Source organism: Gordonia sp. SGD-V-85 (assembly GCF_001456905.1).
Classification (GTDB): Bacteria; Actinomycetota; Actinomycetes; order Mycobacteriales; family Mycobacteriaceae; genus Gordonia; species Gordonia hongkongensis.
The window spans coordinates 66,431-85,743 of record NZ_LNQO01000004.1 but is presented as its reverse complement, the minus strand read 5'-3'; the positions used below and the strand labels follow the sequence as shown (position 1 = coordinate 85,743).

Genomic DNA, 19,313 nt, shown 5'->3' with positions numbered 1-19,313 from the left:
TGGGCGTCATGACCAGCGACGTAGAGCGCAACGGAGAGCCCGCGGCCGAGTCGATGCCGACCCGTCCGCGTGTGCTGTCCGGTATCCAGCCGACGAGTGACTCCTTCCACCTCGGGAACTATCTCGGTGCGGTCCGGCAGTGGGTGGCCTTGCAGGACGACTTCGAGGCGTTCTACTTCATCCCGGACATGCACGCACTCACGGTGCCGTTCGACCCCAAGGTCCTCGCCGAACGCACCCGCCTGAGCGTCGCGCAATTGCTCGCCGTCGGTGTGGACCCCGAGCGGTCGACGATCTATGTGCAGTCCCACATCCCCGAGATCGCCCAGCTGACGTGGGTCCTGTCGTGCATCACCGGTTTCGGCGAGGCCAGCCGGATGACCCAGTTCAAGGACAAGTCGGCCAAGCAGGGCGTCGACGCGGCGGGCGTCGGCCTGTTCACCTACCCCATCCTGATGGCCGCGGACATCCTCGCCTTTCAGGTCGATCGGGTTCCGGTCGGGGAGGACCAGCGGCAGCATCTCGAACTCACCCGCGACCTCGCCCAGCGATTCAACTCCCGGTTCGGCAAGGTGCTGAAGGTGCCCCAGGCGCACATCGTCGCCGAGTTCGCCAAGATCTACGACCTGCAGAACCCGACGGCCAAGATGAGCAAATCCGCCGAGACCGACAAAGGTCTGATCAATCTGCTCGACGATCCGAAACGTTCGGCGAAGAAGATCCGGTCGGCTGTCACCGATACCGGTTCGGAGATCCGGTTCGATGTCGTCGATAAGCCTGGTGTCTCCAACCTGCTGACCATCCAGTCGGCCCTGTCCGGTGTCGGCGTCGACGATCTGGTCGCCAAATACGAGGGCAAGGGATACGGCGACCTGAAGGTCGACACCGCGGAGGTGCTGACCGAGTTCGTCACCCCGCTGCGCGGGCGGGTCGAGGAGTACCTGTCCGATCCGGCCGAACTCGACGCCATCCTGGCTCGGGGCGCGGCCCGCGCGCGTGCCATCGCCTCCGAGACGCTGGCGTCGGTCTATGACAAGGTGGGGTTCCTGGCGCCTGGCCGGTGAGACCGCATCCGCCGGACGCCGTCCCGCGATCCGACCAGGAAGGCGATCCATGACCTCCGCGCGCGACTCGGCGAGATCACCGGTGGACACGGCGAAATCGGCGGTGGACAAAGGGATGACGACCGTCGACAAGGGCAAGTCGGCCTTCGCCGCGGCGCGGGAGAAGTGGCCCGCCGTCGAGCACCTGGTGCAGACCGTCGAACGCTACAACGACCGGCGCGGAAACGTGTATGCGGCGGCCATCAGCTTCAACGGCATCCTCGCGCTCGTCCCGATCATCATGGTGGTGTTCTCGGTCGCCGCGTTCGTGTTGGCGAATCAGCCACAGCTGCTCGAAGACCTGCAACAGGCGGTTGTCGACGCCGCGCCCGGCAAGATGGGCGAGCAGCTCAGTGAGGTCATCGATTCGGCGATCTCCTCCCGCGCCGCGGTAGGGATCGTCGGTCTGATCGGTGCCGCCTTCACCGGGATCGGGTGGATCTCCGGCGTCCGGGTGGCCTTCACCGAGATGTACGGGGGTCGCGTCGACCGCAACCCCGTGCTGTCGAAGGTGTGGGATCTCCTCACGTTCGCATTGCTGGGCATGGCCTTCGCCGTGACGATGGCGCTGACGACGCTGGGCAACAGCGGGCTCACCACCACGATGCTCTCCTGGGTGGGCCTCGACGACGCGTCATGGGCCCCGGTCGTGGTGCGGGCCGTCGCCATCGTCGTGTCGGTGTTCGCCAGCTGGCTGCTCTTCACCTTCGTGCTGGCGCGGCTACCGCTGGTGCCGCTGCCGATGACGCACGCCATGAAGGCCGGGCTGGTCATCGCGATCGCGTTCGAGCTGATGAAATCCCTTGGCGGGCTGTATCTCCAATCGGTCCTGGGTTCGCCGGCCGGGGTGGCGTTCGGTCCGATCTTCGGTGTGTTCGTCTTCGCGTACCTCGCGTCGCGGATCGTGCTGTATGCCACCGCGTGGTGCGCGACCGACCCCATCAACAGCAAGTACCAGGTGGTGGAAGAACCGGACGCGGAACTGCACCGGCCGGTCCAGATCTCGCCGACGGTCGAGGTGAGCCCGGCGCCCCGGCCCGGCGCCCTCGCGGCCGCCGTCGGACTGGGCGCAGTCGCGGCCGCGCTGATCGGAGCGCGTCGGCGGCGTTGACCTCCGGCGCTGGTCGTCTGATCAGCGGCGTCCGGCGAGCTTCAACCCGATGAGCAGGAGGATGACCGCCGCGAGTGCGGCCACGAGCCCGATGAGGATCTGGACGGAGGTCGACGACGCCTGGTCGGAACCTGTTGCGACGGCGCGGTTCTCGGTCCGCGTCGGCGCTGGTGTCGAGGACGGTCCGGACGCGGCCGACGGCTCGACGAGGCGGCCCACCGAGATGGCGGGGTCGGTTCGGAATCCGTAGTCGAACATCGCCTTCGCCTGGTCCCAGTACAGATCCCCGTCGACGGACAGGCCGAACATCTGCACGATGATCACCGTCCGGCCGTCGCGTTCGGCGGCACCCACGAACGTCTTCCGTGCGTCGTCGGTGTAACCGGTCTTGCCGCCGAGCATTCCCGGATACCCATCGACGAGGAGGCGGTTGGTGCTGTACATGTCGTAGGGCGGATGATCTCTGTCGCCGGGCACATCTGGACGCCGCGGGTAGCCCGGGAAACGGAACGTGGGCATCGCGATGATCTCGCGAAAGGTCGGCTCGGTCATCGCGGCCCGGAACAGCAGCGCCAGATCGTAGGGCGAGGAGGACATCCCGGCGGCGTCCAGTCCGGACGGGCTGGCAGCACGCGTGTCCGTCGCGCCCAGCTGCGCGGCCCGGTCATTCATCTTCTCAAGTGTCGCGTCGATGCCGCCGAGCTGACGCGCGAGCGCATGCGCGCAGTCGTTGCCGGACACCAACAACAGTCCGGTGAGCACGTCGCGAACGGTGTAGACACCACCGGGCCCCATGCCACAGGAGTCGCCTTCGGTGCTCCAGTCCTCGACGGTGGGCACGACCGGCGCGGCGAGGTCGAGTTCGTCGAGTGCGACCAGTGCGAGCAGCACCTTGATCGTCGACGCGGGCCGGTAACGGCCGTGGGGATCCTTGGCGGCGATGACTTGTCCGGACTCGAGATCGGCGATCAACCAACCCGCGGAGGTCAGCAGTGGCGGAACGGGACCGGCCGACGGATCGGCGATGACCCCGCAACCGGCGAGTTGGTCACCGCCGACGGCCGGTGCGGGAACAGGAAGGGGAGTGGGGGTCGTCGAACCCGGTGCGACGACCTCGGATTCGTCGACGGCCGGAGGCGTGGCGACTTTGTGCGGGCAGTGATCGGTGACCGGCGTGGTGATCGCCGGAGGCGGTACGGTCGGCAGCGGGACGGCCACGGCCGGGCCGACGCGAAGGACGAGGCCGAGCACTCCGACGGTCAGCACGGCGACGAGCGCGCACGCGGTACGACGAGTCCACGTCGGGGTCATCGGCCGCACGTTACCAGCGGGGCCGTGCGCTGCCGACGACATCGTGCAACCAGCGCCGCATCACTGCCTCCGCCGTCGGCACGGTCACTTTCTCGGCGGCCGCGGCGTCGATCGGGAAGCGGTCGGTGGCCGACTCACCCAGGACCTCGGCCACCGCGGACCGTGATTCCTGGTGTGACAGCCACCCCCTGACGAGATCGCCGCCGGCTTCGAGGTGGAACTGCACTCCGTAGCAGTTGTCCACGCGGAACAACTGATTGACGCAGGCGTCGGAGGACGCGAGCAGGGTGGCCCCGGGTGGCAGGGTGAACGTGTCGAAATGCCACTGGACTGTGTCGATGTCGCGTGGTGCGGGTGCGATGACCGCCCCGCCCCACACCGGGTCGGCCATCCCTGCGTCGTTGAGACGCACCCGGCGTACACCGAGTTCCGGTATGTCGCTCGTGTGCACCTCGCCACCGAGAGCCGCTGCCAGCATCTGCGCGCCCAGACAGACACCCCAGATGGGCACACCGCGTTCACGGGCACGGCGGAGCAGGTCGATCTCGTCGGCGATCCACGGGATGCGGTCCGCGTCACCGACTCCCATCGCTCCGCCGAGAACGAGGATGGCGTCGAAATCCGCTGGATCGACGGTCGCGGGTTCGCGCCAGATCCGCAGGGTGGCCGTCTCGGTGATCGCGTGCAGGGCGGGTCCGTAGGCGCCGGGTGGTTCGGACTCCGCGTGCCGGATCTCCAAGACCCGCAACCGCTCCCGCGGGCGCTCGACCGGCTGTGTTCTGGTGCTCATGACGAGTGCAAGAGTACGGTCTCGGTGGCGATTCCTCTCGCCGACGCGGGGTCGGAACCCACGCCGGGCTGCGTCAACCGGAATGACATGAACTCGTCGGACGGGACCCGTGCGCGGTGTGGTCGGCGACCCGTTCACCGTCGACGGTGATCTCGCACCGGGCGAACCGCCCGCCGGACTGGAACAGCGCGTCGACCGGTGCCTCGGCCGCGGCCCGCGTGTACACCAACGACGCCTTGAACTTGCCGTCTGGATCTCGTTGCGACAGCGGCACTTCGGACTGTGTGCGGAGTCTTCCGTCTGCGTCCGTCCACGCTGCGGCGCCGTTGTGCTCGTGGTCGGAGATCAGCGTGATCGTGATGCGTTGCGTGTCGGTGGTGGGTGCTGCCGCGGCCGGTGCGAACACCAGGAGGCACGCGAGCGCACTCACCGCGAGTGTCAGCAGCAGCCGGAACAGAAGGGCGCGGGCCATGAAGTACTCCGTTCGATGGGCGATCACCGGTCCGGCGACGGGCCGGGTTCCTCGGTCTTCCTTCGACGCATCGGACGGCATATCGGTTCCATCGCGCTGCTGAGCGAGCGGAAGTCGGGATTCTGCTGTCAGCGGGTGATCGTCAGCGGCAGCGTGGTGAAACGACGGACGAGAACCCCGGGCTCCCACGCCGTCTGCGTCAGATCGACCCGGAAAGCGGTCGTGGAGCGCAGCAGATGCTCGACCGCGAGGCGCGCCTGCAAGCGTGCCAATGTCGCCCCGACACACAGGTGCAGGCCCTTGCCGAACGCCAGGTGCGACCGCCGCGCCGCCGGATCGAGATCGATCGCGCCGGGATCGTCGAAATGCGCGGGATCCCGATTGGCGGCACCCCACATCAGGAACACATGTGACCCCGCCGGCAATGCGGAGTCGCCCAGCGTCGTGTCGGCGACCACGTGCCGGAAATGCCCACGAAACGGGGTCTCGAGCCGAAGGGCCTCCTCCACGAACACCGGGATGAGCCCGGGGTCGCTGCGTAACCGTTCGACGACGTCGGGATGGCGGTCCAACAGCCAGACGGCACTGTTGAGCAGGCTCGTGGTCGACTCGGCCCCGGCGGCGACCAGTTGGAACAGGATCATCACCGCGGTCTCGTGATCGAGACCGCCCTCGGCGACGCGGCGTGCCACCTCGACCAGCGCGGTCGGCCCGCTCGCTTCGCTCCCGGCGCCGGTGTCATTGTCTGCGTTGCTCATCGCCGCCGACAGATAAGCCGTCAGCTCACCGACCGCCGCGGTTGCCGTCGTCAGCTGGTCCGGCGTGATGACGCCGTCGATCAGGACGTTCGTCGCGATCGCCCACCGGGTCAGCGTGGCACGGTCGGCGACCGGCAATCCGATCACCGCCGTGGCGACCTCCATCGGAATCCGTTGCGCGACAGCGCTCACCCAATCGATCCGGCCACCACGGAGATCGTCGGCCCATGCCTCCGTGATGTATCGACGAATGGTCGGTTCGAGCTCGCGGGTACGTGCCGGAGACACCGACCGCATGGCGAGCTTCCGATGATCGCGGTGCCTGGCCCCGTCGGCGGTGGCGAGGACGTGCATAGCGTCGCCCAGGCCGGCGACCGGGAACTCCGAGACCGTGCCGTCGCCGTGCCACACCATCGTGGCGGTCAGGTTCGACGAGAAGTCCTCCGGGCGTCGGACCGCGTCGGCGATCAGGTCCCAGGAGCCGACGGCGAAGAACGATGAATCCCCGATTCGCTGCACGGGCGAACCGGTGTGCAGACGCGAGTAGAAGGTCGTGGGATCGGCGGTGGTGTCCATGGAGTCCAGCGTGGGCGACCCCGGGCCGTCGACGCACGCATATCCCCGAAGTCGAGATCGGTGAGAAGTCACAGCACCATCCGGTGTCTCAGGCTAGCCTCGTGAACAGCTGGAACGTCCTTCATCGACAGGATGGTTCGTCTCACCATGAGAACGGGGGAGCGATGGCCCGGGACTGGCTGGTCGACGGAGACCGGCACGATGCTGCACGCGAGCGTCTGATCGCGCACGCGGCGGCCCTCATCGCACGCCGTGGCCTCGACGGGTTCGACCTCGACGAGCTCGGTCGTCGGGCGCACTGTTCGAGGGCGACGATCTACCGCCATGCCGGCGGTCGGTCCGCGCTGATCGAGTCCGTGCTGGCCACCACGTCGGCACCGGTGCTCGCCGCCATCCGTGCGACCGTCGCGGATCTCACCGGGCCCGATCGCGCCCAGACGGCGATCATCGAGACCCTGCGCGCACTACGCGGCGACCGGGTCATCCGGCAGTTCCTCCGGCCCGACAACCTCATCGGCGCGACGCCAACCGTCCTGTCGTCCCCCGCGGTGCACGCGGTGGCCGCCGATCTGGTCGGCGTCGACCCCGATGATCCCGCGGATGCACGGTTCCTCATCCGTTCCGTTCTCGCCCTGCTGCTCTGGCCCGCCGAACCCGACGAGGAGGCGCGGAGCGCGGAATCGATCGTCGCCGGCATCTTCCGTCGGGACCCCGGCACCGACGACGACGGCCCGCACCCCTGAGGGTGCGGGCCGTTGCCGGGCTGCAGAGAAAGTTCGAATCGGCTAGCGCGAGAACATGAGTGCGCGCTTGACCTCCGAGATCGCCTGGGTGACCTGAATGCCACGCGGGCACGCGTCGGTGCAGTTGAACGTGGTGCGGCAACGCCACACACCGTCGACGTCGTTGAGGATGTCGAGTCGCTCGACGGCCCCCTCGTCGCGGCTGTCGAAGATGAACCGGTGCGCGTTGACGATCGCGGCGGGACCGAAGTACGAACCCTCGGTCCAGAAGACCGGGCAGCTCGTCGTACAGCAGGCGCACAGGATGCACTTGGTGGTGTCGTCGAACCGGGCGCGGTCGGCCTGGCTCTGGATGCGTTCGCGGGTCGGCTCGTTGCCCGAGGTGATCAGGAACGGCTTGATCGCGCGGAACGCGTCGAAGAACGGTTCCATGTCGACCACGAGATCCTTCTCCACCGGCAGGCCGCGGATCGGCTCGATGGTGATCGTGATCTCCTTGGACTTGTCCTTCGGGAGCATGTCCTTCATCAGCAGCTTGCAGGCGAGACGGTTGACGCCGTTGATCCGCATCGCGTCCGACCCGCACACGCCGTGGGCGCAACTACGACGGAACGTGAGCGTCCCGTCCAGGTAGCCCTTCACGTACAGGAGCAGGTTGAGCAGGCGGTCGGTCGGCAGCGCCGGGACGCGGAAGCTCTCGAAGCCCTGGGCGTCGGGATTCTCCGGGTTGAAGCGGAAGATCTTGAGCGTCACCATGGTGGCCTCGTCGGGCACCGGAGGCAACGGCGGATCGTCGGAAGACGGTGCGGGCTTGTCCAGAACAGATGTCATCAGTACTTACGCTCCATCGGCTCGTAGCGGGTTTCCACGACCGGCTTGTACTCCAACTCGATGTCTGAAAGGAGGTCAGTGCCCTTTTTGTAGGCCATGGTGTGCCGCTTGTAGTTGACGTCGTCACGATCCGGGTAGTCCTCGCGTGCGTGACCGCCGCGCGACTCCTTGCGGTTCAGGGCTCCGGCCACCGTCACCTCCGCCATCTCCAGCAGGAAGCCGAGTTCGATGGCCTCGAGGAGATCGCTGTTGAAGCGCTTGCCCTTGTCATGGACTCGGATGTGGGCGTAGCGCTCCTTGAACCGGTGGATGTCGGTCAGGGCCTGCTTGAGGGTCTCCTCGGTGCGGAACACCGAGGCGTTCGCGTCCATCGAGGCCTGCAGCTCGGTACGGATGTCGGCGACGCGCTCGTGTCCGTGGTCGCTGAGCAGCAGCTCGAGCCACGAGTCGACCATCTCGGTGGGCGTCTCGGGGAGCTCGGCGAACTCGGCCGAGTTCGCGTAGTCCGCGGCCGCGATTCCCGCGCGTCGTCCGAAGACGTTGATGTCGAGCAGCGAGTTGGTGCCCAGCCGGTTGGCTCCGTGGACCGACACGCACGCACACTCGCCGGCGGCGTACAGGCCGTGGACGACCTCGTCGTTGTTGCGCAGCACCTGACCGTTGATGTTGGTCGGGATGCCGCCCATGACGTAGTGACAGGTGGGGAACACCGGCACGTACTCGGTGACCGGGTCGACGCCGAGGTAGGTACGGGCGAACTCGGTGATGTCGGGGAGCTTCTCGTTGAGGACGTCCTCGCCGAGGTGGGTCACGTCGATGTAGACGTAGTCCTTGTTCGGGCCGGCACCGCGACCTTCGAGCACCTCGAGCACCATCGACCGGGCCACGATGTCGCGCGGCGCGAGGTCCTTGATGGTGGGGGCGTAGCGCTCCATGAAACGCTCGCCGTCGGCGTTGCGCAGGATGCCGCCCTCACCGCGGACCGCCTCCGAGATGAGGATGCCGAGCCCCGCGAGACCCGTCGGATGGAACTGGTGGAACTCCATGTCCTCGAGGGGCAGGCCCTTGCGGAAGATGATGCCCATGCCGTCGCCGGTCAGCGTGTGCGCGTTCGAGGTCGTCTTGTACATACGGCCCGAGCCGCCGGTGGCGAACACGATCGACTTGGCGTGGAAGACGTGGATCTCGCCGGTCGCGAGCTCGTAGGCGACGACACCGGTCGCGACCTGCTCGCCCTTCTCGTTCTCCGTGAGGCAGATGTCGAGGGCGTAGAACTCGTTGAAGAACTCGACGTCGTGCTTGACGCAGTTCTGGTAGAGCGTCTGCAGGATCATGTGGCCGGTGCGGTCGGCGGCGTAGCAGGCCCGCCGGACCGGGGACTTGCCGTGATCGCGGGTGTGGCCGCCGAAGCGTCGCTGATCGATCTTGCCCTCGGGTGTCCGGTTGAAGGGCAGGCCCATCTTCTCGAGATCGAGCACCGCGTCGATGGCCTCCTTGGCCATGATCTCGACGGCATCCTGATCGGCGAGGTAGTCACCACCCTTGACGGTGTCGAAGGTGTGCCACTCCCAGTTGTCTTCCTCGACGTTGGCGAGTGCCGCACACATGCCGCCCTGGGCCGCGCCGGTGTGGCTGCGGGTCGGGTACAGCTTGGTCAGCACCGCGGTGCGGGCCCGAGGGGCGGCTTCGATCGCCGCGCGCATGCCTGCGCCGCCGGCGCCCACGATGACGACGTCGTAGCGATGTTCCTGCATGTTGTGGGTCTCCTTTAGCCGACGCTGTTGACGTCGAAGGTCAGGAGGGCGTAGGTGCCCATCGTGAGGACGAGGATCATCGACACGGCGAGCAGCACGTTCAGCCAGAAACGGGTCGAGTCCTTGCGGGAGTAGTCGGCGATGACGGTGCGCACACCGTTGCCGCCGTGCAGTTGGGCCAGCCACAGCATGGTGAGGTCCCAGATCTGCCAGAAGGGTGAGCTCCACCGCGCGGCGACGAACGAGGAGTCGATGCGGTGCACGCCGCCGTCCCAGGCCAGCATGATGAACATGTGGCCGATCGTCAGGACGACGAGCAGCAGCCCGGAGAACCGCATGAACAGCCATGCGTTCTTCTCGAAGTTGCCGCCCTTGGGCTTGCGGGGCGAGCGCGGGTTGTCCAGGCTCGCGGGACGGTCGTGCTGAGTACCGAGGGTCTTGGCGACACCGGTGGCTTCCGAGGTGGTCATCTCTGGTGTCTCCTACAGGTGGCTGAACATGATCTGCAGCAGGCGGACCGTGCCGGCACCGAAGACGATGACGAACAGGGTCATGGCCACCCACAGCATCTGTCGCTGGTACTTGGGTCCCTTGGACCAGAAGTCCACGAGGATCAGGCGCACACCGTTGAAGGCGTGGAACAGGACGCACGCGACCAGGGCGATCTCCATGAGACCGATGATCGGCGTCTTGTAGGTCTCGATGATCTCGTCGTACTGATTGGGGTCGACTCGGATGACCGCGGTGTCGAGCACGTGTACGAAGAGGAAGAAGAAGATCGTGACGCCGGTGATGCGGTGCAGGACCCACGACCACATGCCGGGATCGCCGCGATAAAGAGATCGTCTGCGCACCGGGTCGGGTGCGACTTCGGTCGAGGTGCTCATCGGGAAAGTGGCCTCCAACATCGTCGATGGACGCGTCGAATCGGCATGCTCCGACTCGACCATGGACCCATACGAAGAGACTCTAAACCCATGCACATTCCGGTGGTAAATTGCCCGAACCGATCTGGGCGACAAGACATTACGACTTAGGTTTGCCTTACCCAAGCTTTGCGGTGATGAAATCCGGATGAACGGCCGATGACGCCGGGCGACAGGAGATCCACGTGGTTACAGAAATCGATTGGGATGTGTTGCGGGACAAGGCCAGATCGATGATCGGTCGTGCTTACGCACCCTACTCCCGGTACCCGGTGGGCGCCGCCGGGATCACAGCCGAGGGCGGTGTCGTCGCCGGTTGCAATGTGGAAAATGTCTCATATGGCCTGGGTATCTGCGCCGAGGTCGCACTGGTCGCGGCCCTGGTGAACGACGGAGGCGGAGCGCTGCGGGCGGTCAGCGTCTGCGACGCCCGCGGGGCGGTTCTGATGCCGTGCGGACGGTGCCGACAGGTCCTGCTCGAACACGGCGGGCGCGAGCTCCTCGTCGACCACCCCGGTGGTCCCCGGATGCTCGCCGAGCTGCTTCCCGATGCCTTCGGACCCGACGATCTCGAGGCGGTCCGTTCATGACGGTCGACGCCCGGGAGATCATCCACGCGGTGTCGGTGATCGCCACCAAGCGGGGCGGACACGAACTCGCCGACGCACAGATCGCGTGGATGGTCGACGGCTACACCCGCGGCGAGGTGGCGGCGGAACAGATGTCGGCATTGCTGATGGCCATATATCTGCGCGGGATGAATCGCCGTGAGATCGCGTCCTGGACGCACGCGATGATCGACAGCGGGCGCCGGATGGACCTGTCCGGTCTGCAGCGGGACGGGCGGCCGCTGGCCACCGTGGACAAACACTCCACCGGCGGCGTCGGGGACAAGATCACCCTCCCGCTCACGCCGCTCGTCGCGTCGTTCGGTGTCGCGGTGCCGCAGCTGTCCGGTCGGGGGCTCGGTCACACCGGTGGGACGCTCGACAAGCTGGAGTCCATCCCGGGGTGGCGGGCCGAGGTGAGCACGTCCGACATGCTCGACCAGCTCGAGCGGGTCGGCGCGGTCATCTGTGCCGCAGGCGCCGACCTGGCACCCGCCGATCGCAAGCTCTACGCCCTGCGCGATGTCACGGGCACGGTCGAGTCCATTCCGCTGCTGGCGTCGTCGATCATGAGCAAGAAGATCGCCGAGGGCACCGGTGCGCTGGTCCTTGACGTCAAGACCGGGTCGGGTGCCTTCCTGCCCGACGAGGACGACGCGCGCGAACTGGCGTCGACCATGGTCGAACTCGGTCACGACGCCGGTGTCGACACCCGTGCGGTCATCACCGACATGGGTACACCGCTCGGACTCGCGATCGGCAACGCCGTTGAGGTGGCCGAGTCGGTGGAGGTACTCGCCGGCGGCGGACCCGCCGACGTCGTCGAACTGACCCTGGCCCTCGCCCGGGAGATGCTCGACGCCGCCGGGCTCGTCGACGCCGACCCCGCAACCCATCTCGCCGACGGCCGGGCGATGGACACGTGGCGGGCGATGATCGCGGCGCAAGGTGGCGACCCCGATGCGCCCCTACCGACGGCGCGCCACCACGACACCGTGACCGCGTCGGGCGACGGCATCGTCACCGAGATGGACGCGCGCGCGGTCGGCGACGCCGCGTGGCGCCTCGGCGGCGGCCGATCGAAGCCGGGGGAGGCGGTCGCGGCAGAGGCGGGAGTGACCATCCATGCGAAGCCCGGTGATCGTGTCCTAGCCGGTCAACCGTTGTTCACCCTCCACACGCAGGATGAGGACCGGATCCCCGGCGCCCGCTCCTGCCTGGCCGGGGCGACGACGGTGGGGCCCGACTCCGCCGAACACGCGGGCGGCGCGCTCACCCGTCCACTGATCATCGACCGCGTTAGGTTTCCATCATGACGACGCTGACCCCGGCGAACATCTCCCTCGCCCCGAAGGTGCTCCTCCACGACCACCTCGACGGCGGACTCCGGCCCGCGACGGTCCTCGAGTTGGCCCACGAGGTGGGGTACGACGGCCTCCCGGCGGACGAGAACGGCAGGCCGATCGACGACGCCGACTCGCTCGGGCAGTGGTTCCGACGTGCGGCCGACAGCGGCTCGCTCGAGCGCTACCTCGAGACCTTCTCGCATACGGTCGCGGTGATGCAGACCGTCGGCGGGTTGGAACGCGTCGCGCGCGAGTGCGTGGAGGACCTCGCCGCCGACGGGGTCGTGTACGCCGAGGTGCGTTATGCGCCCGAACAGCATCTCGAAGGCGGGCTGACCCTCGACGAGGTCGTCGAAGCGGTGCTGCGGGGCTTCGCCGAGGGCGAGGCGGTCGCGGCCGAGCGGGGCCGGACGATCACCGTGCGGTGCCTGGTCACCGCGATGCGCCACGCCGCCCGGTCACGCGAGATCGCCGAACTCGCGGTCCGCTACCGGGACCGGGGTGTCGTCGGTTTCGACATCGCCGGCGCCGAGGCGGGGCATCCGCCGACCCGCCATCTCGACGCCTTCGAATACATGCGGGCCAACTGTGCGCCCTTCACCATCCACGCCGGCGAGGCATTCGGGCTGCCGTCGATCCACGAGGCCATCGGCTTCTGCGGGACGGACCGGTTGGGTCACGGCGTCCGCGTCTTCGACGACATCGAACTCCCGGAGGGGGTCGATCTCGCGGCGCACTCGTTCGCGGGTGCGCGGCTGGGTCAGGTGGCGAACATCGTGCGGGACAAGCGGATTCCGCTGGAGCTGTGCCCGAGTTCGAATGTGCAGACCGGGGCGGTCGGTTCACTCGCCGAGCATCCGTTCAACGTGTTGGCGCGCCTACGGTTCCGGGTGACGGTGAACACCGACAACCGATTGATGTCCGACACCACCATGAGCAAGGAATTCGGCCTGCTCGCCGATCGGTTCGGCTACGGCTGGGCGGATTTCGAACGGTTCACGGTGAACGCGATGAAGTCGGCGTTCATCCACTTCGACGAGCGGCTGGCGTTCATCGACGACGTGATCAAGCCCGGCTACGCGGTGCTGCTCGGCTGAGCAGCACCGTCGCGGCCGGTTATGGGCGGAGAGGACTGCGCCCGTCAGCCCTTCTTGGTGAGCCGGGCCTCGAAGTCGTGCTCGAGCGCGCGCCACGCCTCGGCCTCGTTGTCGAACGGACCGCTGGGCGCCATGCGCTTGGGGTCGGGGTTGACGGTGTAGTCGACGAACCATCCCAGCGGGGTGGTGGTGCCGAGGGCCTCGGAGACCGTGCTGTCACCGGCGTAGTCGGCTGCGTCGGTGAAGAGTTCGACGGCGAGGTCGAGCTGGTCGCGATCCATTCGGCGGGGGCCGTCGGCGATGTCGTCGGCAAGACCCGGCAGGACGTAGACGTTGTCGTCGATGACGTCGAACTCGAGTGATCCGTTGGTCGCCTCGGTGCGGACCTCGTCGAACGTGGACAGGTCGGCGAGGTCATGCGTGTTGTCGTCGGCGAGGAACCGCGAGAGCGAGCGCGCCGAGGTGAACACGAAGATCTTGCCCTTGGTGCCGAGGAACACCGGGTCGTCTCCGAGATAGCACCGCAGTGTCAGGTACTCGTTCGCGCTGGTGACGATCTTGATCGGGTCGATGCCGACCGACGCCCAGAAATCGTCGTCGTCGTAGTCGTCCTCGTCGTCCTCTTCGAGGTCATCGTCGTCGGCGGCGTCCGAGGACTCGGAGTCGGGGGCACCGACGATCTCGATGTCATCGTCGGTCGGCTCGTCCTCGTCCTCGGCGGACGCGGCGGCCTCGAGTTCGGCCTCGGCGGTCTCGACGGCCTTGGCGTCCACCTTCGGTGTGCTGATGACACCGTCGATGGCATCGAGCACGTCATCCCAGTGCTTGGCGATGAGCCGGCCGATGCGCACCCAGAGGTCGGTGCCCTCGCGGCCGTCGAAGTTGCGTGTGCCGGTGGTGACGGCGCCCAGGATCGGGTTGCCGTTGAAGAACTTGGTGACCGGTGTCAGTTCGCAGACCTCACCGAGGATGCGCACGATCTCGAGTGCGTCTTCGAGTTCGGCGATGACCTCGGCGGTGGGGTCCTCCGCGGCGAGCTCGGGTACGCCGACGAGGTCGTAGCTGTGGCGCTCGTCGGGGACCAGTTCATCGGCCTGCAGGCCGACCACGGTCGACCACGCCGGATGCTCGACGAGATCGTTGTCCTCGTTGGTGCGGATGAACGCGGCGAGCTCGGCGACAGAGGGCAGGACGTACAGGTCCTCGTCCAGTCCGAGGAAGGCCTCCCATTCGTCATCGCCCTCACGCCAGCGGGGTGCCCACAGGGTGAAGCTGTTTCCGTCGGTGAGTCCGAGCTCAATCGGGACGATGTCTCCGGCCATGGGGACACAGCCTAGCGATTGTCGGCGGCGGATCCAGTAGTGCCCCCACAGACGGTCGGTGGTGTGCCGACGACTTTTCGATGAACTCCTGACTCGCCCGCGGGTGCGACCATCGGCGCGGCTCTCATCGTGGACGGAAGAATCCTTCGAATGCCTGGTCGAGGTTCGAGGTTCGCACCGGCGAGACGCCTACGGGGTCACCGGCTTCGATCATTTGACCATTGCCGATGTACATCGCCACGTGGCCGGACCACACCGCGAGGTCTCCGGGCTGCAGCTGCGCCTGGGACACCTGATACCCGGCGGTGTCCTGCTCCTGGGCGAGGCGGGGGAGTTCGAGCCCGGCCTGCCGGTAGGCCCACTGTGTGAAGCCGCTGCAGTCGAATCCGTCGGGCGTCGTCCCGCCCCAGACATAGGGCACCCCGCGTTGACTCAGCGCGGCCCGCACCGCGGTCGCCGCGCGTTCGTTCGGAGCGTGGGCGACCGAGCCGTCGGGCAGCGTGATGGGGACGCCGCCGGGCGTGGGGACGGGCGACAGTCTGGCGGCGTCGCCGCCTGCGACTCCGACCATCTCGGCCGGCGCCGTGCGGCGGGCCAGGGCGGCCATCGCCTCGGTGTCGGAGCCGAGCTCGGCGCGAGCACGGCCGATGATCTCCACGCCGCGGCTCAGATGCTCGACGGCGATCGGCAGTACGGCGAGAAGGACTGCCGGAGTGGCCAATCCGCCGTTGAGGCCTCGGACATGCCGTTCCAGGGAGTCCACGAGGCCGTTCAGCGCGGTCGACGCCATGTGGACGGTACGGCCGGCGCTCTCGACGAGCCGGCCGAACTCGGCGGCGCATTCGGTGAGTTCGGTGAGTCGGCGCTGGTTCGCCGCGGTCGCGGCTGCGGCTCCGGCGGCCCCGGCTCCGTCCCACCGCGTGCGGACGGACTCGGCGGCCGACGTCGACCGCTGGCGCACCGACTCGACGGTGCCCGCTACGGTCCGGACCCGTTCGGCGGGGTTGCCCGGTGCCAGGATGCCGGTCCCCAGCGCGGCGATCAGTTGCCGCAGTGGCTCGATGAGGAGTTCGACGGGGATCACAGCGTCAGCTCACCGGCCGTCGCGATCCGGTCGGCGGCGGCGCAGTCGCAGTCGGCGTACGACGTTGCGGCCGAGCTCGTCGTGAGTCCGAGGCGTTCCTCGCGCGCCGTGGCGGCCTCGATGGTGCGACGGTACAGGTCGAGGAACTCGACGACGGCGGTGAGGAACTCGATGCCGATAAGGCCGAAGGTGATGGCGAGTTCGACCACGGCGGCGTCGTCGCTGCCGGTCCCGCCCTCGAGCATCCGGGCATTGGTGCGGTGGGTGCCGGAGAACTCGTGCAGCGCAGACGAATCGGCGACCAGTCGGCCAGCGGGGTCCGGGCCTGGCCGGGTGGGTGCGGGATGGGGGTGAGGGGAGGACGGGCTCATGGGTTTCTGACGCGGCGCGGCCCTGTTGGGTTCCATCGGATTCTCGCGGCGACCCAGACCGGCGTGGTGGAGCTCGCCCAAGCGGCACGCGAGCGCCGGGGAGGAAATAGGGTGTCGGCATGGAGTCCCTGATCGTCGACCATCCCCTCGCAGCCGCGCGTCTGACCACGATGCGCGACGAGACCACCGACAACGCCGGATTCCGGGCTGCGCTGTCCGACCTCACCCAGATGCTGATCTACGAGGCGCTTGCCGGTGCGCCGCGCGCCGACGTCGCGATCAACACGCCGATGACCGCGCACACGGGATCGAGGCTGGCATCCCCGCCTCTCCTGGTCCCGGTCCTGCGGGCCGGCCTCGGGATGGTCGAGCAGGCGCACGCGATGGTGCCCGAGGCGCATGTCGGTTTCGTGGGCCTCGCCCGCGACGAGGAGACCGCACAACCCGTGCCGTACCTGGAGTCGCTGCCGGAGGACCTGTCGGGACGGCCGGTGTTCGTCCTCGACCCCATGCTCGCCACCGGCGGCTCCATGCTCCACACCATCGAGTTGCTGGTCGCCCGCAATGCCACCGACATCACCGCCGTGTGTGTCGTCGCCGCACCTGAAGGGGTTGCGGCGCTGGAGAATTCCGGTCACCCGTGCCGGCTCGTCGTGGCTGCCGTGGACGACGGGCTTAACGAGGTCAACTACATCGTGCCCGGTCTCGGTGACGCGGGCGACCGGCAGTTCGGTCCGAGGTATTCGTGAGGATGGCTGAACCTCGCGCGGCACGTCGCTGAGACAAGCCACACGTCGTCATTCAAGGGCCCTCATGACCCGCCCTGATGTTCTTTTCGCCGAACGCTGCCGTCTGGTACTGGCAGGATGCTTCGTCGATCACCGATCACGGACGGCCGCTGCGGTGGGCCGCCGAACGGTTTGAATGCTCGAGCGACGGCCGAGAAACGGGCCGACGGCTACCGTGTTCACGGCGAAGCCGGCATGACAGCTCACTCCAGCCGCCCCACCTGTCACCCAACGAACCCCGGTGCGACGTGAACGTCGAATCATCAAGCTATGCCTATCTCCCCGCCGGGACGCAGCTCCTATTGCCACGCATCTACTGCTGCGAGATCGACCGTCGAGGCGGTGCTGCGCCGATATGGGATGCCACTGTTGCGACACCTCGCCCAGGCCACCGCGCTGCCGGTACGCCGAACCCCACCGCGCCGCTTAGATCACGGCGCTCCCGGAGGCTTTCATATCGTCGACGACCACACTCGGCTGCGTACTCCGAGATCCTCACCGACGAACGCACAGAGACCGATACGCAATTCTGGGGCCCGGGCACACGCCTTTTCCATGCGCACGGCATCACGGACAAGAGTTTGATGACCGACTACGGCGGCAGTTGCCGCCCAGGGCTTTCCGCGCATGCCCTCGGCCATGAGATCGCGCATCAGAGACCCGTCTGTACCGGCCACAGACCACAACAGAGTTGAACGCTTCCACCGGTTGCTCGCCTCGGAAAGGGCCTACGCGAGGTCTACACCACTGAGGCCGCCCGAGCGGCGACCTACGACGACTGGCTGCACGACTACGAAAACCACCGAATCCACACCGGTATCGGCGGATTCGCCCGAACGCCTACGCGTCCACAACTTCACCGGGGCTACAGCGAGTCCGCGGCAAGAACACCGTTGGAAGAACGAATTCCGAAACGGGTGTGACTGAAGTTCACCACTGTCATCGATCCACGCACTGCAAACGCACAGTGGACGAAAAGCGCTGTACAGTCATTGGTTTCGTAATTTCTGGGCTTGTGGAGTTTTCTCGTAATCGAATGGATGTTCCTGTACCTTGGAGTCATGTCAGAGCTAGCCACTCTCCTCGATCAACTCATCGAGACCACCCCACCCGCCGACGACCCCACCGGCAGAGCAACATTCGACGCCCTCGACACATGGCGCCTGATCCGCAACCTTGCTGATCATCAGATCGTCACCCACGCAGCGCAACTCGACGAACTCGGCGTCGCGCAGAAAGCCGGCAGTACCACCAAGAAGTTGCTGATCGAAAGCGGCCACGCACCTGCCGCTGCTCTTCGCACCGTGCGAAGTGTCAACGCCCTACCGACGCTGCCCTTGGTGGCGCGTCACGCGGCCGACGGGAGACTGGCTGGCGAGATCGTCGACGCCATCGTGCGCGGGGTGAACGAGATCGAGAAACGTTGTCACGAAGGGCTTTCCGACGACGATCGCACCCGGCATGAGAGCGAGCTCGTCGCCCAGGCGCTGTCGGGCGCGACACCGACTGAAGTACTCAAGCACGCTCGAGCCATCGGCAACACACTCTGCGACGACTCTGACACCGGTGTACCGGCGGCCGACGACCCATCGCTGAACTCGGTCAACGCACACACCACCGACGACGGCCGCGTCGAGGTCCGTGCCGATCTCACCCAGGTGGTCGGCGAGAAGTTCCTGGCCATGATTGACGAACGCTCCTGCCCAAAACCCGAACCCGACGGAGCCGAGGATCGTCGCACCGCCGAGCAACGCCGCGCCGACGCTTTCGAGTTGATCCTCGACCAAGCCGCGATCGGCGCGACCATAGATACCGTTGGTTCCCCGCGCACGCAACTGATGCTGACGATCCCCGCGACCGGAGAGCTGGCGACGCTGCCGTGGACCGGATCGGTCAGCCAAGCGACCGCGAAACAGGTGTCGTGCGATGGCTCTCTGACCGAGATCATTCTCGACGCTGAGGGCGTACCGCTTCAGATGGGTCACACCCACCGGTTGTATCCGGCACACCTCCGCAAGGCGATCATCGTGCGCGACGCCTGCTGCATCAAATGCGGTGCACAACCGTCACATACCCAGGTCCACCACATCAAGTCGTGGGCCGACGGCGGACCCACCGACCTCGACAACGGCTGCCTGCTCTGCCAACGCTGCCACACCCAGGTCCACCACCACGGCTGGGACATCGTCATCGGTTACGACCGACATCCCTGGCTCGTCCCACCCGCGACCATCGATCCGCGGCGCCGACCACTGCCCGCTTACAACCGACGCACCATGCGACTCGACGACGCCGCCTGACCGCTGCCGCCACAGACCACCA

General features: G+C 67.1%; 19 protein-coding genes and 1 pseudogene. 9 read left to right on the top strand and 11 right to left on the bottom strand.

The window, feature by feature from the left end:
• The first annotated feature begins 8 nt into the window (after positions 1-8).
• Positions 9-1,064 carry a tryptophan--tRNA ligase gene (gene trpS / locus AS181_RS05865; RefSeq protein ID WP_058250876.1) on the top strand — a complete coding sequence of 352 codons (1,056 nt, stop codon included), beginning with the start codon at positions 9-11 and terminating at the stop codon, positions 1,062-1,064.
• A 49-nt stretch (positions 1,065-1,113) separates the two neighbouring features.
• Positions 1,114-2,214 carry a YhjD/YihY/BrkB family envelope integrity protein gene (locus tag AS181_RS05860; protein ID WP_058250665.1) on the top strand — a complete coding sequence of 367 codons (1,101 nt, stop codon included), beginning with the start codon at positions 1,114-1,116 and terminating at the stop codon, positions 2,212-2,214.
• Between the two features lie 21 nt (positions 2,215-2,235).
• Here the strand turns inward: AS181_RS05860 and AS181_RS05855 are convergent, their stop codons facing one another.
• The 4 genes from AS181_RS05855 to AS181_RS05840 form a co-directional block, all read right to left on the bottom strand.
• Positions 2,236-3,525, bottom strand: coding sequence for a D-alanyl-D-alanine carboxypeptidase family protein (locus tag AS181_RS05855; protein WP_058250875.1), 1,290 nt, complete (start codon positions 3,523-3,525; stop codon positions 2,236-2,238).
• A 10-nt stretch (positions 3,526-3,535) separates the two neighbouring features.
• The gene (locus AS181_RS05850) at positions 3,536-4,315 is read right to left on the bottom strand and encodes a type 1 glutamine amidotransferase (RefSeq protein ID WP_058250664.1); all 780 of its coding nucleotides are present in this window, start codon (positions 4,313-4,315) and stop codon (positions 3,536-3,538) included.
• A 73-nt stretch (positions 4,316-4,388) separates the two neighbouring features.
• The gene (locus AS181_RS05845; protein ID WP_223258988.1) at positions 4,389-4,868 is read right to left on the bottom strand and encodes a hypothetical protein; all 480 of its coding nucleotides are present in this window, start codon (positions 4,866-4,868) and stop codon (positions 4,389-4,391) included.
• A 47-nt stretch (positions 4,869-4,915) separates the two neighbouring features.
• Positions 4,916-6,121 carry a cytochrome P450 gene (locus tag AS181_RS05840; RefSeq protein ID WP_058250663.1) on the bottom strand — a complete coding sequence of 402 codons (1,206 nt, stop codon included), beginning with the start codon at positions 6,119-6,121 and terminating at the stop codon, positions 4,916-4,918.
• Positions 6,122-6,285: 164 nt separating this feature from the next.
• Here AS181_RS05840 and AS181_RS05835 point away from each other — a divergent pair, with 164 nt between their 5' ends.
• A complete protein-coding gene (locus AS181_RS05835) occupies positions 6,286-6,864 on the top strand; it encodes a TetR/AcrR family transcriptional regulator (protein ID WP_058250662.1) in 579 nt (192 codons plus the stop codon).
• Positions 6,865-6,906: 42 nt separating this feature from the next.
• On the opposite strand, the gene AS181_RS05830 is transcribed toward AS181_RS05835, so the two are convergent.
• From AS181_RS05830 to sdhC, 4 genes are read right to left on the bottom strand one after another with little or no spacing between them, the layout of a single operon-like run.
• The gene (locus AS181_RS05830) at positions 6,907-7,695 is read right to left on the bottom strand and encodes a succinate dehydrogenase iron-sulfur subunit (RefSeq protein WP_058250661.1); all 789 of its coding nucleotides are present in this window, start codon (positions 7,693-7,695) and stop codon (positions 6,907-6,909) included.
• Complete coding sequence (gene sdhA, locus AS181_RS05825) at positions 7,695-9,449, bottom strand: succinate dehydrogenase flavoprotein subunit (protein ID WP_058250660.1); 1,755 nt, start codon at positions 9,447-9,449, stop codon at positions 7,695-7,697. The genes AS181_RS05830 and sdhA overlap by 1 nt, the downstream gene beginning before the upstream one ends.
• Positions 9,450-9,463: 14 nt before the next feature.
• The gene (locus AS181_RS05820; protein WP_058250659.1) at positions 9,464-9,919 is read right to left on the bottom strand and encodes a succinate dehydrogenase hydrophobic membrane anchor subunit; all 456 of its coding nucleotides are present in this window, start codon (positions 9,917-9,919) and stop codon (positions 9,464-9,466) included.
• A gap of 12 nt (positions 9,920-9,931) precedes the next feature.
• Positions 9,932-10,336 (bottom strand): succinate dehydrogenase, cytochrome b556 subunit, encoded by a 405-nt coding sequence (gene sdhC, locus AS181_RS05815; protein WP_058250873.1) that lies wholly within the window; start codon positions 10,334-10,336, stop codon positions 9,932-9,934.
• Between the two features lie 224 nt (positions 10,337-10,560).
• Here sdhC and AS181_RS05810 point away from each other — a divergent pair, with 224 nt between their 5' ends.
• From AS181_RS05810 to AS181_RS05800, 3 genes are read left to right on the top strand one after another with little or no spacing between them, the layout of a single operon-like run.
• Positions 10,561-10,965: a cytidine deaminase gene (locus AS181_RS05810; RefSeq protein WP_058250658.1), complete on the top strand. Its 405-nt coding sequence runs from the start codon at positions 10,561-10,563 to the stop codon at positions 10,963-10,965.
• Entirely contained in the window at positions 10,962-12,299 is a 1,338-nt protein-coding gene (locus AS181_RS05805) for a thymidine phosphorylase (protein WP_058250657.1), read from the top strand. The genes AS181_RS05810 and AS181_RS05805 overlap by 4 nt, the downstream gene beginning before the upstream one ends.
• Positions 12,296-13,426, top strand: a complete 1,131-nt coding sequence (locus AS181_RS05800; RefSeq protein WP_058250656.1) for an adenosine deaminase — start codon at positions 12,296-12,298, stop codon at positions 13,424-13,426. Before AS181_RS05805 ends, AS181_RS05800 begins: the two co-directional genes overlap by 4 nt.
• 44 nt (positions 13,427-13,470) lie before the next feature.
• On the opposite strand, the gene AS181_RS05795 is transcribed toward AS181_RS05800, so the two are convergent.
• The 3 genes from AS181_RS05795 to AS181_RS05785 all read right to left on the bottom strand — a co-directional run bounded on the left by AS181_RS05795 (position 13,471) and on the right by AS181_RS05785 (position 16,203).
• Positions 13,471-14,748 carry a hypothetical protein gene (locus tag AS181_RS05795; RefSeq protein ID WP_058250655.1) on the bottom strand — a complete coding sequence of 426 codons (1,278 nt, stop codon included), beginning with the start codon at positions 14,746-14,748 and terminating at the stop codon, positions 13,471-13,473.
• Positions 14,749-14,872: 124 nt separating this feature from the next.
• Positions 14,873-15,832: a C40 family peptidase gene (locus AS181_RS05790; RefSeq protein WP_058250654.1), complete on the bottom strand. Its 960-nt coding sequence runs from the start codon at positions 15,830-15,832 to the stop codon at positions 14,873-14,875.
• Positions 15,829-16,203, bottom strand: a complete 375-nt coding sequence (locus AS181_RS05785) for a type VII secretion target (protein WP_058250872.1) — start codon at positions 16,201-16,203, stop codon at positions 15,829-15,831. The genes AS181_RS05790 and AS181_RS05785 overlap by 4 nt, the downstream gene beginning before the upstream one ends.
• Before the next feature lie 119 nt (positions 16,204-16,322).
• On the opposite strand from AS181_RS05785, the gene upp reads away from it, so the two are divergent.
• From upp to AS181_RS05775, 3 genes and pseudogenes are all read left to right on the top strand, one after another.
• Positions 16,323-16,952: a uracil phosphoribosyltransferase gene (upp, locus tag AS181_RS05780; protein WP_058250653.1), complete on the top strand. Its 630-nt coding sequence runs from the start codon at positions 16,323-16,325 to the stop codon at positions 16,950-16,952.
• Between the two features lie 254 nt (positions 16,953-17,206).
• Positions 17,207-17,918, top strand: a pseudogene (locus AS181_RS24510) (integrase core domain-containing protein); the annotation flags it as partial.
• Between the two features lie 113 nt (positions 17,919-18,031).
• On the top strand, positions 18,032-19,291 hold the full coding sequence (locus AS181_RS05775) for an HNH endonuclease signature motif containing protein (RefSeq protein ID WP_058250652.1): 1,260 nt from the start codon (positions 18,032-18,034) through the stop codon (positions 19,289-19,291).
• Positions 19,292-19,313: the final 22 nt, after the last annotated feature.

What these genes read in the sequence shown, in the direction of transcription:
- trpS (WP_058250876.1), top strand. Translation starts at nt 9, where the DNA reads ATGACCAGCGACGTAGAGCGCAACGGAGAGCCCGCGGCCGAGTCGATG.
- AS181_RS05860 (WP_058250665.1), top strand. Translation starts at nt 1,114, where the DNA reads ATGACCTCCGCGCGCGACTCGGCGAGATCACCGGTGGACACGGCGAAA.
- AS181_RS05855 (WP_058250875.1), bottom strand. Translation starts at nt 3,525, where the DNA reads ATGACCCCGACGTGGACTCGTCGTACCGCGTGCGCGCTCGTCGCCGTG.
- AS181_RS05850 (WP_058250664.1), bottom strand. Translation starts at nt 4,315, where the DNA reads ATGAGCACCAGAACACAGCCGGTCGAGCGCCCGCGGGAGCGGTTGCGG.
- AS181_RS05845 (WP_223258988.1), bottom strand. Translation starts at nt 4,868, where the DNA reads ATGCCGTCCGATGCGTCGAAGGAAGACCGAGGAACCCGGCCCGTCGCC.
- AS181_RS05840 (WP_058250663.1), bottom strand. Translation starts at nt 6,121, where the DNA reads ATGGACACCACCGCCGATCCCACGACCTTCTACTCGCGTCTGCACACC.
- AS181_RS05835 (WP_058250662.1), top strand. Translation starts at nt 6,286, where the DNA reads ATGGCCCGGGACTGGCTGGTCGACGGAGACCGGCACGATGCTGCACGC.
- AS181_RS05830 (WP_058250661.1), bottom strand. Translation starts at nt 7,695, where the DNA reads ATGACATCTGTTCTGGACAAGCCCGCACCGTCTTCCGACGATCCGCCG.
- sdhA (WP_058250660.1), bottom strand. Translation starts at nt 9,449, where the DNA reads ATGCAGGAACATCGCTACGACGTCGTCATCGTGGGCGCCGGCGGCGCA.
- AS181_RS05820 (WP_058250659.1), bottom strand. Translation starts at nt 9,919, where the DNA reads ATGACCACCTCGGAAGCCACCGGTGTCGCCAAGACCCTCGGTACTCAG.
- sdhC (WP_058250873.1), bottom strand. Translation starts at nt 10,336, where the DNA reads ATGAGCACCTCGACCGAAGTCGCACCCGACCCGGTGCGCAGACGATCT.
- AS181_RS05805 (WP_058250657.1), top strand. Translation starts at nt 10,962, where the DNA reads ATGACGGTCGACGCCCGGGAGATCATCCACGCGGTGTCGGTGATCGCC.
- AS181_RS05800 (WP_058250656.1), top strand. Translation starts at nt 12,296, where the DNA reads ATGACGACGCTGACCCCGGCGAACATCTCCCTCGCCCCGAAGGTGCTC.
- AS181_RS05795 (WP_058250655.1), bottom strand. Translation starts at nt 14,748, where the DNA reads ATGGCCGGAGACATCGTCCCGATTGAGCTCGGACTCACCGACGGAAAC.
- AS181_RS05785 (WP_058250872.1), bottom strand. Translation starts at nt 16,203, where the DNA reads ATGAGCCCGTCCTCCCCTCACCCCCATCCCGCACCCACCCGGCCAGGC.
- upp (WP_058250653.1), top strand. Translation starts at nt 16,323, where the DNA reads ATGGAGTCCCTGATCGTCGACCATCCCCTCGCAGCCGCGCGTCTGACC.
- AS181_RS05775 (WP_058250652.1), top strand. Translation starts at nt 18,032, where the DNA reads ATGTTCCTGTACCTTGGAGTCATGTCAGAGCTAGCCACTCTCCTCGAT.